A 15,362-nucleotide genomic window follows, 5' to 3' on the forward strand; every position below is an offset into this window, starting at 1 on the left:
CGGCGGGGTTTGAGGTGTGGGCGCCCATATGATCGCTCTCCATGGGAGATGTCCGAATTGCCGTGGAGCGGTCCGAGGGACGTGGGCCGGGGCGGCGGGGTGCCGGGGTTTCCCAGCGGGCCGCCGCCTTCGCCGTGTGGTACTTGCGGGCCGTCGCCTTCGTCAACTTCCTCAGCGCGGTGTGGGTTTCGCTGGGCCAGGACGTGCGGCGGCACAACCAGGAGAACCTCTTCACGCCGTACCTGCTGACGGCCGGCTTCGCCTCCGGCGTCTTCACCGCGTTCCTCGCGATCACGATGCGGCGGCGCAAGCGGGCCGCGTGGATCCTCAACCTGGTGCTGAGCGGGCTCTTCCTCGCGCTGTTCGCGTTCGCCATGGCGTTCCCGGAGATCCGGCGGTACGCGCAGAACTGGATCTCGATCGTGCTGACCGCCGCCTTCGTCGTGGCCCTGCTGGTCGGGCGGCGGGAGTTCTACGCGAAGGGCGACCGGTCGAACCCGCGCCTCGCCGCCACCGTCGCCGTCGCCGGCGGCCTCGTCGCCTCGCTGCTCGCCGCCCTCCTGGTGACCGTCACCGACCAGGCGCCGCACGCCGCGCGTTCGACGTTCCTGGAGCGCTGGCACTACGGCACCCTGCGCCTGGTGTCGGTCGCCGCCGACCCGTCCCGGTTCCCGTACATCGCCCCGCCGAACTGGGTGAACGTCGTCGTCAACGTGCTCAGCACGGTCCTCGTGCTCGCCGTCCTCTACGCCGCCTTCCGCTCCCGCCGCGCCGTCGACCCGATCACCGAGGACGACGAGAAACGGCTGCGGGAACTGCTGGAGCGGCACGGCGAACGGGACTCGCTCGGGTACTTCGCGCTGCGGCGGGAGAAGAGCGTCGTGTGGTCGCCCACCGGGAAGGCGGCGGTCGCGTACCGGGTGGTGGGCGGGGTGTCGCTCGCCTCCGGGGATCCGATCGGGGATCCGGAGGCGTGGCCGGGGGCCATCGTGCCGTGGCTCGCCGAGGCGCGGGCGCACGGGTGGATCCCGGCGGTGATGGGGGCGGGCGAGGAGGCCGGGACCGTGTACGCGCGGCACGGCCTCGACGCGCTGGAGCTCGGGGACGAGGCGATCGTCGAGGTCGCCGAGTTCACGCTGGAGGGGCGGGCGATGCGGACCGTCCGGCAGGCGTACAACCGGGTCGGCCGGGCGGGGTACGAGGTGCGGATCCGCCGCCACGAGGACATCCCGGCGGACGAGATGTCGTACCTGGTCCGGCGCGCGGACGACTGGCGGGACGGGGCCACCGAGCGCGGGTTCAGCATGGCGCTGGGGCGGCTCGGGGACGGCCGGGACGGCCGGTGCGTGATGCTGGAGTGCACGGACGGGGAGGGTGAGCTGCGGGCCCTGCTCTCCTTCGTGCCGTGGGGGCCCGGCGGGCTGTCCCTGGACCTCATGCGACGCGACCGGGACTCCGACAACGGACTGATGGAGTTCATGGTCATCGAACTGCTCCGGCGTGCCCGGGAGATCGGGATCACGCAGGTCTCGCTCAACTTCGCGATGTTCCGTTCGGTCTTCGAACGTGGTGCGCGTCTCGGCGCGGGGCCGGTGCTGCGGCTGTGGAGGTCCTTGCTGAGCTTCTTCTCCCGGTGGTGGCAGATCGAGTCCCTGTACCGGGCCAACGCCAAGTACCGGCCCATCTGGGAACCCCGGTTCCTGCTCTTCGAGAAGAGCCCGGACCTCCCGCGCATCGGCCTGGCGTCGGCGCGCGCGGAGGGGTTTTTGGGGCCCACGGCTCCGGGGCTGCCGAAGTGGGTGCACCGGCGGCAGCTGGACACGCGGAGGGAAGTGCAGGGATGAGGACCGCCGTATGACGCCGGCCGCCCGCTGGGCCCGCGCCGAGTGGGGGCTGCTGTACGCCACCGTGCGCGGCCCGCTGACGAAGCGCCGGCTGCGGGCGGTGCCGCTGACGGTCGGGGCGGTGTGCCTGACCGCGCTGCTCCAGTTCACGCAGAACCAGTCGTGGGGCTACCGCCTCGTGCAGAACGCCGGGGCCGTGCGCGCCGCGGACCCGCTCTGGGCGGCCCTGCTGCGTACTCCCCTGTCGCTGTTCGTGCCGGCGCTCGACCTGCCGGTGTGGGGCGCGCTGGTCCAGGTCCTGGTGGTCCTCGGCATCGCCGAGGTGTGCCTGGGCTGGTACCGGACCCTGGTCGTCGCGTACGTGGCGACCCTCGCCGGCACGCTGTACGCGCGGACGGGCATCGCGCTGGGGCCGCACGGTCCGCTGGGGCTGCCGGCCTCGGACGCCCTGGTGGTGGACACCGGACCGTCGGCCGCCGTCGTCGGGCTCGCGGTCTACCTGGGCTGGCGGTACGGCGCCTACGTCACCGCCGGTGCGGTGGTGGCCGCGATGGCGGTCGAGGTGGCGCTGAAGGACAACCTGGCCGGAAAGGAGCACCTGGCGGCCATCGCGGGGGTCGCGTTGCTCTGCGCGGTGGGGCCGGCGGGGCGGCGGCTGTGGCGCCGGTGGCGTCACCGGCGGCCGGGGTCGGGACCGGGGCTGGGGCCAGGGCCCGGGCCCGGGCTGCGGCCGGGCAGTTCCAGTGGTTCGGGGCGGTCGGGTTTGCCGCCGATCCAGTCCTGAAGGGTCAGGGTGAGCCGGGACCAGCGGCGGTCGTGGTGATAGCTGCGCAGCCCGGCCCGAGCACGGGCGCGCGGCCGGTTGCCGTAGAAGCGGCGGGCCCAGGCCGAACCGGGGCGGGCCAGCCGGAACGCGCCCACGAGGGCGACCAGCGGGACGATCACCCCGAAGATCGCGGTGCGCGTCTTGCCCTTGCTCAGGGCGACGAGGGAGAGGCCGAAGTTGGCCACGACGTTGGCGATGACGGCCCCCCGGTCCTGGAGTTCGTCCGCCGAGAGGTCGTTGACGCCGAACGGCGAGAAACCGGCGAGCAGCAGCCCGACCAGCGCGGCCGTGATGACGACGGCCTCGACGCTCTTGCGGCCCTCCTCGGTCCAGTAGACGTCGCCGAGGTGCAGGATCAGCGCGAACTCGTCGAGGACCAGTCCCGCGCCGATCCCGAAGACGATCGCGGCGAGGGCCGCGCCGACGCCGTTGCGGGAACCGGCGACCGCGCCGAACCCGCCCACGACGACGAGGATGACGCCGGGGACCACGTGGTGGATGTGCAGCCCGCCGGCCTTCACGTTGCCGAACGGGCCTTTCCCGGCGCGGATCAGCCGCGTGATGACCCGTGTGATCACGAAGGTCAGGACGAAGGCGGTCAGGGCGAGCAGCAGTGGGAGTTTGCCCGGCTCGACGATGTTCCGGTCCAACCAATGTCCCATGTGCGCACTTTATCCCTGGCGTCGAGCCCCACCGGGAGTCCGGCCCGGACGGGGCTTCCTGACCACCGGGTAACCTGCGCCGGTGGCTGTGACCTCTGCGACTCCCTGGCTCGACGGCGTCCGCTTCGCCTTCGGCACGCTCACCGTGTTCCCCGTGAAGGTCACCCGCTGGGACCGCGAGGCGGCCCGCGGCGGCATGCTGTCCGCTCCGCTGGCCGGTCTCGCGGTCGGCGCCTGTGCGGGGCTGGTCGGCGCGCTGCTGCTGGCGGCCGGGGCGAGCGCGCTGGTGGCCGCGGTGGCCGCCGTCGCCGTACCGGCCGTGCTCACCCGGGGGCTGCACCTGGACGGGCTCGCCGACACCGCGGACGGCCTGGGCAGCGGCAAGCCCGCCGAGGACGCCCTGCGGATCATGAAGCAGTCGGACATCGGGCCGTTCGGGGTCGTCACCCTGGTCTTCGTCCTGCTCGGGCAGGTGGCCGCGCTGGCCCAGGCGTACGGCGACGGATGGCAGCGGGGTGCCCTGGCGGCGGTCGTCGCGGCGACGGTGGCCCGGCTGGCGCTGACGCTGGCCGCGGTGGAGGGGGTGCCCGCCGCCCGGCCCGAGGGGCTGGGGGCGGCGGTGGCCGGGGTGGTGCCCAAGATGGGGGCGACCGTGGTCACGTTCGCGGTGATGCTGCTCGCGGCGGGCGCCGGGGCGCTGGTCGGGCCGGGCGACAGCCTGCGGGCGCTGCTCGCGGTGGTGGTGGCGGAGGGCGCGACGGACGGGCTGCTGCGGCACTGTCGGCGGCGGTTCGGCGGGGTGACCGGGGACGTGTTCGGGGCGCTTGCGGAGACGGCGGCGACTGCGGCGCTCGTGGTGTTCTCGTTCGGGGGCTGACGGGTCGAGTCACACCTGCGGGCCGGTGGGGGCTGGTCGCGCAGTTCCTCCCCCAGCCTTCGGCCGGGGGGACCCCCAGCGCCCCTTTGGGGCGCGGCGCTTCAGCAGGCCCTCCGCCACACTCCCAGCTCGTACTTCTTCTCCAGCGAGCTCAGTCGGAGCTTGCGGGACTGTGCGCAGAACCTGGTCGTCGGCAGTTCGTACTCCACGTGGAAGACCGCCTTGTCCGCCTTGACGAACGGCTTCAGGTCGTCGCACTCGCCGTACTGGGCGCACTGTTCGTTCACCGCGAAGTCGAAGTCGCCCACCAGCTGCGGTATCTGGTCCAGGTCGTTCTTGAGGCCCACCGCCATGCCGCGGTCGTGGGCGAGCCCGGCGACGAGCCTGTTGTAGCGGAGCTGGTCGGCCGCGGTGAGGGGGAAGCCCGTGCGGTTCTTGTAGCCGTCCATGTTGTCGGGCTCCACCGCGTCGAAGCCCTTGTCCTTGCACATGTCGATGCGGGCCGCCATCAACGGCTTCAGCACGTCCGTACGGCGGATGTCCAGCCAGCGCTCGCCCTCCCAGCCGTTGCCGCGGCCGAGCACCGACGCCGGGAACTTCTTCGCGTCGGGGCGCCAGTCCTCGTAGGCGCCGGTGGAGAGGTAGCAGATGACCTTGCGGCCCTTGCCGTGCAGTGCGGCGACCGTCGCCCCGGACTGGTCGAACCCGTCGATGTCGTAGACGGACGCCTTGACGGTGGTGTCGACCCGGCCGCTGAGCTGCCACTGCCAGCTGATGCCCGGCCGCGGCTGCCAGCGCCCGGCGTCACCCGCGTCCGGGGCCTGGGTGCAGCCGGCGAGCAGGGCCGGGACGGCGAGCAGCGGGGCGGTGCGGAGTTTCACCGGGCGGGCTCCAAGGGGTGCGGCGGGAGGCGGCGGGGTTCCCCCTGGATGATCTCCCATCCCCGGTACGGCCCGGACACCGAGGGCCGGTGCGGCGTCCGGTGCGGTGTCCGGGCCGAGGAAAGTGGCTACGACGCCACCCCCAGGTGAACGACCGCAGGAATGAGCGAACGCATCCACACGCGTAGGCTCGTCCCGGGTGTTCGCCGACGGGGTGAAGGCCCCGGTCGCAACGCGGCCCGAGGACACTCCTTAGGGTCGCTTCCCGGGCCCGGTCGACCCACCCGCTCGGCCACTGCAACTCAACATCGGAAGCGAGATCCCACTACCGTGACTGCTCTCACTCTCAGCACCTCGGCGGCGCCAGGCCTCCGGGCCGACGCGATCGTGATCGGTGTAGCCAAGGGCGCCAAGGGCCCGGTCGTCGCCCCGGGCGCCGAAGCCGTGGACACGGCCTACGACGGGAAGCTGGCCGCCGTCCTGGAGACCCTCGGAGCCTCGGGTGCCGAGGGCGAACTGACGAAGCTGCCCGCTCCGGCCGGCTTCAAGGCGCCGCTGGTCATCGCGGTGGGCCTGGGCGCCGAGCCCGGCCCGGACGCGGACTACGAGGCCGAGGCCCTGCGCCGGGCGGCCGGTGTCGCCGCCCGCGCGCTGGCCGGGGCCAAGAAGGCGGCCTTCGCGCTGCCCGTCGAGGACGCTGCCGCCGTCGGCGCGATCGGCGAGGGCGTGCTGCTCGGCGCCTACTCGTTCGACACGTACAAGGACAACGGTGCCGGCACCGGCAAGAGCCTGAAGGCGAAGAACGGCCGGGTGCCGCTCGCCGACGGCGTGCTGCTCGGCGGCAAGCCGCGGGACGCCGCCCACAAGGCGGCCCTGGCCCGCGCCACGGCCGTCTCCGAGGAGCTCAACCGGGCCCGTGACCTGATCAACACCCCGCCGAACGACCTCACGCCGGCCGCGTTCGCCGCGATCGCGCAGGGTGCGGCCAAGGAGCACGGCCTCAAGATCCAGGTGCTCGACGACAAGGCCCTCGCCAAGGACGGCTACGGCGGCATCCTCGGCGTCGGCGGCGGCTCGGCGGCGACCCCGCGGCTGGTGAAGCTGTCGTACACGCACGCGGACGCGGACAAGCACCTCGCGTTCGTCGGCAAGGGCATCACCTACGACTCGGGCGGCATCTCGCTCAAGCCGGCCGGCCACAACGAGACGATGAAGTGCGACATGAGCGGCGCGGCGGCGGTCTTCGCGGCCGTCGTCACGGCGGCCCGGCTCGGCCTTCCGGTCAACGTGACCGGGTGGCTGGCGCTGGCCGAGAACATGCCGTCCGGCACCGCCGTGCGCCCGGGTGACGTGCTGCGCATGTACAGCGGCAAGACCGTCGAGGTGCTCAACACGGACGCGGAGGGCCGGCTGGTGCTCGCCGACGCGCTGTGGGCGGCGTCGGCCGAGCAGCCGGACGCGATCGTGGACGTGGCGACGCTGACCGGCGCGATGATGCTGGCGCTGGGCAGCCGGACGTTCGGGATCATGTCCAACGACGACGCGTTCCGCTCCGCGGTGCACGAGGCCGCGGAGGAGGTGGGCGAGCCGGCGTGGCCGATGCCGCTGCCGGAGCACCTGCGCAAGGGGATGGAGTCGCCGACCGCGGACATCGCGAACATGGGTGAGCGGATGGGCGGCGGGCTGGTCGCCGGGCTCTTCCTGCGTGAGTTCGTGGGCGAGGGGATCACCTGGGCGCACCTGGACATCGCCGGGCCCGCGTTCAACGAGGGGGGTGCCTTCGGTTACACGCCGAAGGGGGGCACGGGGTCCGCGGTGCGGACGCTGGTGCGGCTGGCCGAGCTGACGGCCGAGGGTGACCTGGGCTGACGTCGGGTTTTGTGGACGGGGCCTCGCATGCGGGTAGCGCGAGGCCCCGTCGCCCATTGACCCGGTCCGGTCCGTCGTCCGGCGGCTGCGGGCCGTGGGGGGGGGTTCTCGCGCAGTTCCCCGCGCCCCTTTCGGGGCGCTCCCCTCGGGGCGTTATCAAGTGAGCGTGTGGTGTCTCACACCCCAGCCCCGCGTCTCGTTCACCTCCGACAAGTGCGAAGATGGGGCTCGGCAGGACAGGGCCCCACCCACAGGGCCGAAGAAGAGCGGCCGGACACCAGCCGACCGACCGGTCAACCACCCGTATGGGAAAAAGGTGCCCGGCGTACGGCGCACATGCATGGAGGACGTGACGTGGCGAACGACGCCAGCACCGTTTTCGACCTAGTGATCCTCGGCGGTGGTAGTGGCGGTTACGCCGCGGCCCTGCGCGGGGCGCAGCTGGGCCTGGACGTCGCCCTGATCGAGAAGGACAAGGTCGGCGGTACCTGCCTGCACCGGGGTTGCATCCCCACCAAGGCCCTGCTGCACGCGGGCGAGATCGCCGACCAGGCCCGCGAGAGCGAGCAGTTCGGCGTCAAGGCCACGTTCGAGGGCATCGACGTCCCCGCCGTCCACAAGTACAAGGACGGTGTCATCTCCGGCCTGTACAAGGGCCTGCAGGGTCTGATCGCCTCGCGCAAGGTGACGTACATCGAGGGGACGGGGCGGCTGTCCTCCCCCACCTCCGTGGATGTCAACGGCCAGCGGATCCAGGGGCGCCACGTGCTCCTCGCCACCGGCTCCGTGCCGAAGTCGCTGCCGGGCCTGGAGATCGACGGCAACCGCATCATCTCCTCCGACCACGCCCTCGTCCTGGACCGCGTGCCGAAGTCCGCGATCATCCTGGGCGGCGGTGTCATCGGCGTCGAGTTCGCCTCCGCGTGGAAGTCCTTCGGTGCCGACGTCACCGTCGTCGAGGGCCTCAAGCACCTCGTCCCGGTCGAGGACGAGAACTCCTCCAAGCTTCTTGAGCGCGCGTTCCGCAAGCGCGGCATCAAGTTCAACCTGGGCACCTTCTTCTCGAAGGCCGAGTACACCGCCGACGGCGTCAAGGTCACCCTCGCCGACGGCAAGGAGTTCGAGGCCGAGGTCCTGCTCGTCGCCGTCGGCCGCGGCCCCGTCTCCGCCGGTCTCGGCTACGAGGAGCAGGGTGTCGCCATGGACCGCGGCTACGTCCTGGTCGACGAGTACATGCGGACGAACGTCCCGACCATCTCCGCCGTCGGCGACCTGGTCCCGACCCTCCAGCTCGCGCACGTCGGCTTCGCCGAGGGCATCCTGGTGGCGGAGCGCCTGGCCGGTCTGAAGGCCGTCCCGATCGACTACGACGGCGTGCCGCGGGTGACGTACTGCCACCCCGAGGTCGCCTCCGTCGGCATCACCGAGGCCAAGGCCAAGGAGATCTACGGTGCGGACAAGGTCGTCGCCCTGAAGTACAACCTGGCGGGCAACGGCAAGAGCAAGATCCTGAACACCTCCGGCGAGATCAAGCTCGTCCAGGTGAAGGACGGTGCCGTGGTCGGCGTCCACATGGTCGGCGACCGCATGGGCGAGCAGGTCGGCGAGGCCCAGCTGATCTACAACTGGGAAGCGCTGCCCGCCGAGGTCGCCCAGCTCATCCACGCCCACCCGACGCAGAACGAGGCGCTCGGCGAGGCCCACCTGGCCCTGGCCGGCAAGCCCCTGCACTCGCACGACTGACCCTCGGTCGACACAAGCGACTCCGCTTGAACACAGACTTCCGCAATTCGTAAGGAGCAACCGAAACCATGGCGGTTTCCGTAACCCTTCCGGCGCTCGGCGAGAGCGTCACCGAGGGCACTGTCACCCGCTGGCTGAAGGCCGAGGGCGAGCGCGTCGAGGCCGACGAGCCGCTGCTCGAGGTGTCGACCGACAAGGTCGACACCGAGATCCCGGCCCCCGCCTCGGGCATCCTGGCCTCGATCAAGGTCGCCGAGGACGAGACGGTCGAGGTCGGCGCCGAGCTGGCGATCATCGACGACGGCACCGGCGCCCCCGCTGCCGCTCCGGCCCCGGCCGCCGAGCCCGTGGCCGCCCCGGCTCCGGCCGCTCCGGCCCCCGCGCCGGTCGCCGAGGCCCCCGCAGCCCCCGCCCCGGCCCCCGCCGCCGCGCCCGCCGCTCCGGCCGGTGGCGCGTCCGGCACGGACGTGGTCCTGCCCGCGCTCGGTGAGTCCGTCACCGAGGGCACCGTCACCCGCTGGCTGAAGTCGGTCGGCGACTCCGTCGAGGCCGACGAGCCGCTGCTCGAGGTCTCGACCGACAAGGTCGACACCGAGATCCCGGCGCCCGTCTCGGGTGTGCTGCTGGAGATCACGGTCGGCGAGGACGAGACCGCCGAGGTCGGCGCCAAGCTCGCCGTCATCGGCGCCGCGGGTGCCGCTCCGGCGGCTGCCCCGGCCCCGGCCGCCCCGGCTCCGGCGCCCGCCGCCGCTGCCCCGGCCCCCGCGGCTCCGGCTCCGGCTCCTGCCGCGCCGGCCCCCGCGCCCGCCCCGGCCGCTCCGGCGCCGGCTCCGGTCGCCGCCGCTCCGGCCCCGGCCGCTCCGGCTCCGGCCCCCGCGCCGGTGGCCGCCGCCCCCGTCACCCCGGCTCCGGCTCCGGCCGCTCCGGTCGACGAGGGTGCCTACGTCACCCCGCTGGTCCGCAAGCTCGCCGCCGAGAACGGCGTCGACCTGGGCAGCGTCAAGGGCACCGGCGTCGGCGGCCGGATCCGCAAGCAGGACGTGCTCGCCGCCGCCGAGGCCGCGAAGGCCGCCGCCGCTGCCCCGGCCCCCGTGGCCGCCGCCGCTCCGGCCGCCGCCGCTGCCAGGAAGGCCCCGGCCCTGGAGGTCTCCCCCCTCCGTGGCCAGACCGTCAAGATGCCCCGCATCCGCAAGGTCATCGGCGACAACATGGTCAAGGCGCTGCACGAGCAGGCGCAGCTGTCCTCGGTGGTCGAGGTGGACGTGACCCGCCTGATGCGCCTGCGCGCCCAGGCCAAGGACTCGTTCGCGGCCCGCGAGGGCGTCAAGCTCTCCCCGATGCCGTTCTTCGTGAAGGCGGCGGCCCAGGCGCTGAAGGCCCACCCGGCCGTCAACGCCCGGATCAACGTGGAAGAGGGCACGATCACCTACTTCGACACCGAGAACGTCGGTATCGCGGTGGACTCGGAGAAGGGCCTGATGACCCCGGTCATCAAGCACGCGGGCGACCTCAACATCGCCGGTATCGCCAAGGCCACGGCCGACCTGGCCGGCAAGGTCCGCGCCAACAAGATCACCCCGGACGAGCTGTCCGGCGCGACCTTCACCATCTCCAACACCGGCTCGCGCGGCGCGCTGTTCGACACGATCATCGTGCCGCCGAACCAGGTCGCGATCCTCGGCATCGGTGCCACGGTCAAGCGTCCGGCCGTCATCGAGACGGAGGAGGGCACGGTCATCGGCGTCCGCGACATGACGTACCTGACCCTGTCCTACGACCACCGCCTGGTGGACGGCGCCGACGCGGCCCGTTACCTGACGGCCGTCAAGGCGATCCTGGAGGCGGGCGAGTTCGAGGTCGAGCTCGGTCTCTGATCCACAGGGTTCACTGTGCCCCGTCCGGAGTTCTTCCGGGCGGGGCACCGTCGTCCCGGTGTTCGTGTAAGTCTCGTCTCACCTGCGCGAAAGCGCCCCCGTGCGCCTCTCCCGAAAGACGGTCCGGCCTTATTGTCTAAACGTCAAACGCCCTTAAGGAGCTCCCATGACCGCGCCCGTCGTCCACTCGCTGCGCGAACAGATCCGCGAGCACATCGTGGAGGGAATCGTCAGCGGGCGCTGGAAGCCGGGCGAGCGGATCGTGGAGCGACGGATCGCGACGGAGCTGGAGGTCAGCCAGACGCCGGTGCGGGAGGCGCTGCGCGAGCTGGAGTCGCTCCGGCTCATCGAGTCGGCGCCGAACAAGGGCGTGCGGGTGCGGAACCTGACGGCGGCCGACCTGGAGGAGAGCTACCCGGTGCGGGCCGGCCTGGAGGCGATCGCGGCGGAGCTGGCGGCGGAGCGGCTGGCCGAGGACTGCTCGGCGCTCGAACCGCACGTGGCGGCTCTCTACGACGCCGACCGCAACGCCGACGGCACGGCCCAGGTCCGCCACACGGTCGGCTTCCACCGCGAGCTGGTCCGGGCGGCCGGCAACTCGGTGCTGCTGCACACCTGGGAGGGCCTCGGCATCGAGGTCTTCACGGCCCTGTCGATCCGCTGGCTGGGCACGGTCCAGCAGTCCTACGCCGAGGAACACGAAGAACTGGTCGCCGCCTTCAAACGCCGCGACCCCCGCATCGCCGACATCGTCAAATCCCACGTCCTGGGCTGCGCCCCAAGACCGTGAGCCGAAAAGCGCCCCCTCAGGGGCGCGGGGAACTGCGCGACCAGCCACGACGTCGCGGCACCCGACCGAGCACCGCGCCCCCAGAAAATCGGCGCCCCCACACAAGAGCGCTCCCCCGCTCAAACACCGCCCCACCTGCGTAAACGTCGACTGGATCACGTCACCCGGTGCCATTGCCGAAGGCACCCCGTGCCGACTTTCTCGGAATCGAGAGGTTTTGCCCGCAACCCTTTGATCGATCATCGATCAGGGAGTTAGAGTCACCGACGGGCCCGCACCCGGGCCCTCTGCCCTGTCCTGCCAAAGACCAAGGGCACCCCTGAACCCCTTGCCGATGAGGGAACCCCCTTCGACTGAGGAAGGCGGCGACATGACCGACCCCCAGGCCATCCAGCCGAGCGCGCTCGACCAGCTCCCCGACCGGGACCCGGAGGAGACCGCCGAGTGGCGGGCCTCCCTGGACGCCGTGGCCAGGGAGGCCGGGCCGCACCGCGCCGCATACCTGATGCGCCGCACGCTGGAGCGTGCCGAGGCGGACGGCGTCGCGCTGCCGAAGCTGCTGGAGACGGACTACCTCAACACCATCCCCACCGCCGCCGAGACGGCCGTCCCCGGCGACGAGGAGATGGAGCGGAAGATCACCGCGTGGAACCGCTGGAACGCGGCTGCGATGGTCACCCGGGGCGCCAAACACGGTGTCGGCGGGCACATCGCGACCTTCGCCTCCGCCGCCTGGCTCTACGAGACCGGCTTCAACCACTTCTTCAAGGGCAAGGAATCCCCTGAGGCGGCCGGCAGCGGCGACCAGCTCTACATCCAGGGCCACGCCTCCCCCGGCATCTACGCCCGCGCGTTCCTCGACGGCCGCCTGACCGAGGCGCACCTCGACAACTTCCGCCAGGAGGCCGGCGGCAACGGCCTCCCGTCGTACCCGCACCCCCGCCGCCTGCCCTGGCTGTGGGAGTTCCCGACGGTGAGCATGGGCCTCGGCCCGCTCTCGGCCATCTACCAGGCCCGCTTCAACCGGTACCTGACCGCGCGCGGCATCAAGGACGTCTCGCAGTCCCACGTCTGGGCCTTCCTCGGCGACGGCGAGATGGACGAGCCCGAGTCGACGGCGGCGCTCGCCCTCGCCTCCCGCGAGGGCCTCGACAACCTCACCTTCGTCATCAACTGCAACCTGCAGCGCCTCGACGGCCCGGTCCGCGCCAACTTCAAGATCGTGCAGGAGCTGGAGGCCCAGTTCCGCGGCGCCGGCTGGAACGTCGTCAAGACGCTCTGGGGTACCGCCTGGGACGAGCTGTTCCAGCTCGACACCACCGGTGCGCTGGTACGCCGCCTCCGCGAGGTACCGGACGCGCAGGTGCAGACGTACCAGACCCGCGACGCCGCCTACATCCGCGCCGACTTCTTCGGCAAGGACCCGGCGCTCGCCGAGATGGCGAAGCTGCTCAGCGACGACAAGATCCTGGAGTGCTTCCACCTCTCGCGCGGTGGTCACGAGGCGCGCAAGGTGTACGCCGCGTACAAGGCCGCCGTCGAGTTCAAGGGCGCGCCGACCGTGATCCTCGCCCAGACCGTCAAGGGCCACACCCTCGGCAACGGCTTCGCGTCGAAGAACGCCAACCACCAGATGAAGAAGCTGACGGTGGACGAGTTCAAGACGATGCGGGAGCTGCTGGAGCTGCCGATCCCGGACAGCGCCTTCGCCGACGGCGTCGTGCCCTACGGCCACCCGGGCGCCGACTCCCCCGAGGTGCGTTACCTCCAGGAGCGCCGCGCGGCCCTCGGCGGCCCGGCCCCGGCCCGCCGTACGCACGCCCTCGCCCCGCTGCCCGCCCCCGCCGACAAGGCCTTCGCCTCCTTCGACAAGGGCTCCGGCACGCAGAACGTGGCGACGACCATGGCCTTCGTCCGCCTCGTCAAGGACCTGGTCCGCGACAAGGAGACCGGGAAGCGCTGGGTGCCGATCGTCCCCGACGAGGCGCGCACCTTCGGCATGGAGAGCCTCTTCCCCTCCCTGGGCATCTACTCGCCCAAGGGGCAGACGTACGAGCCGGTCGACCGCGACCAGCTGATGTACTACAAGGAGGCCAAGAACGGCCAGATCCTCAACGAGGGGATCACCGAGGCCGGTTCGATGGCCGACTTCATCGCCGCGTCCACCGCGTACGCGACGCACGGCGAGGCGATGATCCCGTTCTACATCTTCTACTCGATGTTCGGCTGGCAGCGGACCGCCGACCAGATGTGGCAGCTCGGCGACCAGCTCGGCCGCGGCTTCCTCGTCGGCGCCACGGCCGGCCGTACGACCCTGACGGGCGAGGGCCTCCAGCACGCCGACGGCCACTCCCCGGTGATCGCCGCGACCAACCCGGCCGCGCTGTCGTACGACCCGGCCTTCGCCTACGAGATCGCGACGATCGTCAAGGACGGTCTGCGCCGGATGTACGGCGAGGCGGCCCCCGGCGAGGACCCGAACGTCTTCTACTACCTGACCGTCTACAACGAGCCGCTCCCGCAGCCCGCCAAGCCGGCCGGGCTCGGTGTCGACGAGGGCATCGTCAAGGGTCTGTACCGCTTCAACACGGCGGAGTCGGCCGGGCTGTCCGTGCCGGCGAACGCCCCGCGCATCCAGCTGCTCGGCTCCGGTACGGCGATCCACTGGACGCTGAAGGCGCAGCGGCTGCTCGCCGAGGAGTGGGGCGTGGCCGCCGACGTCTGGTCCGCCACCTCCTGGACGGAGCTCCGCCGTGACGCCATGGAGGCGGACGCGGCCCTGCTGCGCGGCGAGGAGCGGGTGCCGTACCTGCGTCAGGTGCTGCACGGCGCGGAGGGCCCGGTGCTGGCCGTGTCCGACTACATGCGCCAGGTCCCGGACCAGATCGCGCAGTGGGTCGAGCAGGACTGGTCCTCCCTCGGCGCCGACGGCTTCGGTCTCTCCGACACCCGGGACGCGGCCCGCCGCCACTTCGGTGTCGACGCCGAGTCGGTCGTCGTGGCGGCCCTGGCCCAGCTGGCCAGGCGCGGCGAGGTCAAGGCGACCGCGGTGAAGGAAGCACGGGAGCGCTACGCGCTCTGACCGGTTGACGGGGTGACGCACGCCGGAGTGACGGTGGATAACAATCCGCACCACTCCGCGTGCGCCCCCGGCGCCCAGGCACGATGCTGGACCCGTGATGGACGAGACGGAGTTCTGGGAGCTGGTCGACACCACCCGCGAGGCGGCCGAGGGCGACCCGGAGGAGCAGGCCGACCTGCTCGTGGAGCGGCTGCTCCAGCTGGAGCCCGATCTTGTCCTGGACTTCGCCCGGCACTTCGAGGCCCGCTACAACCGCGCCTACCGCTGGGACCTGTGGGGTGCCGCCTGGGTGCTGCTGGACGGGGCCAGCGACGACGCGTTCGACTTCTTCCGTTGCTGGCTCATCGCCCAGGGCCGGGAGATCTTCGAGGGCGCCCTGCACGACCCGGACGCGCTGGCCGAGCTGCTCGCCGACTTCGACGAGGAGATCGACGGCGACGGCGAGGAGCTGGGGTACGCGGCGGACGAGGCGTACGAGCAGCTGACCGGGACGGTGGCGCCGGACCTGGGCATCGCCCCCGCGCCCTCCGAACCCGAGGGCGCCCCGGTCGACTTCGAGAACGGCCGGGCGCTCGCCGAGCGGTTCCCCAGACTGTGGGACCGCTTCAAGGGGTAGGGCCCGGACGGTTGGAACTTGAGGTCGGACCCGGACGGGTGTGGCTCAGGCCGCGGTACGGCGGCGGGTCGCGTCCGACGGGATGTACGCCTGGGTCTGCTCGGCCTTGACCGCGTGGTGCATCGGCGCCGCGTTGGCCTGGTCGAGGGCGGACGCGGTGACCGCGGCCGGGCCGAGGACGACCGTCGCGACCGCGCACACCACGGCCCAGGGTCCCCAGGACCTGCCCCGGCCGCCCTTCTCCGTGGCCTGCGTGGCGTCCGTACGGGCTTCGGTACGACTGCTGTTCATGATCCCC

The 15,362-nt window shown here is 72.1% G+C and carries 12 protein-coding genes; 9 read left to right on the forward strand and 3 right to left on the reverse strand.

Annotated features, from left to right (window positions below; translation table 11 throughout):
• Positions 1 to 41: 41 nt before the first annotated feature.
• Positions 42 to 1,844, forward strand: coding sequence for a phosphatidylglycerol lysyltransferase domain-containing protein (locus AB0D74_RS08375; RefSeq protein ID WP_362581809.1), 1,803 nt, complete (start codon positions 42 to 44; stop codon positions 1,842 to 1,844).
• Positions 1,845 to 1,854: 10 nt separating this feature from the next.
• Entirely contained in the window at positions 1,855 to 2,628 is a 774-nt protein-coding gene (locus tag AB0D74_RS08380) for a hypothetical protein (RefSeq protein ID WP_362581811.1), read from the forward strand.
• Here AB0D74_RS08380 and AB0D74_RS08385 read toward each other — a convergent pair.
• On the reverse strand, positions 2,517 to 3,332 hold the full coding sequence (locus AB0D74_RS08385) for a hypothetical protein (RefSeq protein ID WP_362581813.1): 816 nt from the start codon (positions 3,330 to 3,332) through the stop codon (positions 2,517 to 2,519). The two genes, AB0D74_RS08380 and AB0D74_RS08385, sit on opposite strands and share 112 nt — an antisense overlap.
• A gap of 82 nt (positions 3,333 to 3,414) precedes the next feature.
• Between AB0D74_RS08385 and AB0D74_RS08390 the strand changes: the two genes are divergently transcribed.
• Positions 3,415 to 4,209: an adenosylcobinamide-GDP ribazoletransferase gene (locus AB0D74_RS08390; protein WP_362581815.1), complete on the forward strand. Its 795-nt coding sequence runs from the start codon at positions 3,415 to 3,417 to the stop codon at positions 4,207 to 4,209.
• A gap of 101 nt (positions 4,210 to 4,310) precedes the next feature.
• On the opposite strand, the gene AB0D74_RS08395 is transcribed toward AB0D74_RS08390, so the two are convergent.
• On the reverse strand, positions 4,311 to 5,090 hold the full coding sequence (locus tag AB0D74_RS08395; RefSeq protein WP_362581817.1) for an endo alpha-1,4 polygalactosaminidase: 780 nt from the start codon (positions 5,088 to 5,090) through the stop codon (positions 4,311 to 4,313).
• Between the two features lie 330 nt (positions 5,091 to 5,420).
• Between AB0D74_RS08395 and AB0D74_RS08400 the strand changes: the two genes are divergently transcribed.
• The 6 genes from AB0D74_RS08400 to AB0D74_RS08425 all read left to right on the forward strand — a co-directional run bounded on the left by AB0D74_RS08400 (position 5,421) and on the right by AB0D74_RS08425 (position 15,064).
• Positions 5,421 to 6,959 (forward strand): leucyl aminopeptidase, encoded by a 1,539-nt coding sequence (locus AB0D74_RS08400; RefSeq protein ID WP_362581819.1) that lies wholly within the window; start codon positions 5,421 to 5,423, stop codon positions 6,957 to 6,959.
• A 354-nt stretch (positions 6,960 to 7,313) separates the two neighbouring features.
• Entirely contained in the window at positions 7,314 to 8,702 is a 1,389-nt protein-coding gene (lpdA, locus tag AB0D74_RS08405; protein ID WP_355726858.1) for a dihydrolipoyl dehydrogenase, read from the forward strand.
• Between the two features lie 68 nt (positions 8,703 to 8,770).
• Positions 8,771 to 10,576, forward strand: coding sequence for a 2-oxoglutarate dehydrogenase, E2 component, dihydrolipoamide succinyltransferase (gene sucB / locus AB0D74_RS08410; protein ID WP_362581820.1), 1,806 nt, complete (start codon positions 8,771 to 8,773; stop codon positions 10,574 to 10,576).
• A gap of 166 nt (positions 10,577 to 10,742) precedes the next feature.
• Positions 10,743 to 11,366 (forward strand): GntR family transcriptional regulator, encoded by a 624-nt coding sequence (locus tag AB0D74_RS08415; RefSeq protein WP_362581822.1) that lies wholly within the window; start codon positions 10,743 to 10,745, stop codon positions 11,364 to 11,366.
• A gap of 370 nt (positions 11,367 to 11,736) precedes the next feature.
• Entirely contained in the window at positions 11,737 to 14,448 is a 2,712-nt protein-coding gene (gene aceE / locus AB0D74_RS08420; protein WP_362581824.1) for a pyruvate dehydrogenase (acetyl-transferring), homodimeric type, read from the forward strand.
• 97 nt (positions 14,449 to 14,545) lie between these two features.
• Positions 14,546 to 15,064: a DUF4240 domain-containing protein gene (locus AB0D74_RS08425; RefSeq protein ID WP_362581958.1), complete on the forward strand. Its 519-nt coding sequence runs from the start codon at positions 14,546 to 14,548 to the stop codon at positions 15,062 to 15,064.
• A 45-nt stretch (positions 15,065 to 15,109) separates the two neighbouring features.
• Here the strand turns inward: AB0D74_RS08425 and AB0D74_RS08430 are convergent, their stop codons facing one another.
• On the reverse strand, positions 15,110 to 15,355 hold the full coding sequence (locus AB0D74_RS08430) for a hypothetical protein (RefSeq protein ID WP_362581826.1): 246 nt from the start codon (positions 15,353 to 15,355) through the stop codon (positions 15,110 to 15,112).
• Positions 15,356 to 15,362 lie beyond the last annotated feature (7 nt).

It is taken from the genome of Streptomyces sp. NPDC048278, assembly GCF_040652195.1.
Taxonomy (GTDB): domain Bacteria; phylum Actinomycetota; class Actinomycetes; order Streptomycetales; family Streptomycetaceae; genus Streptomyces.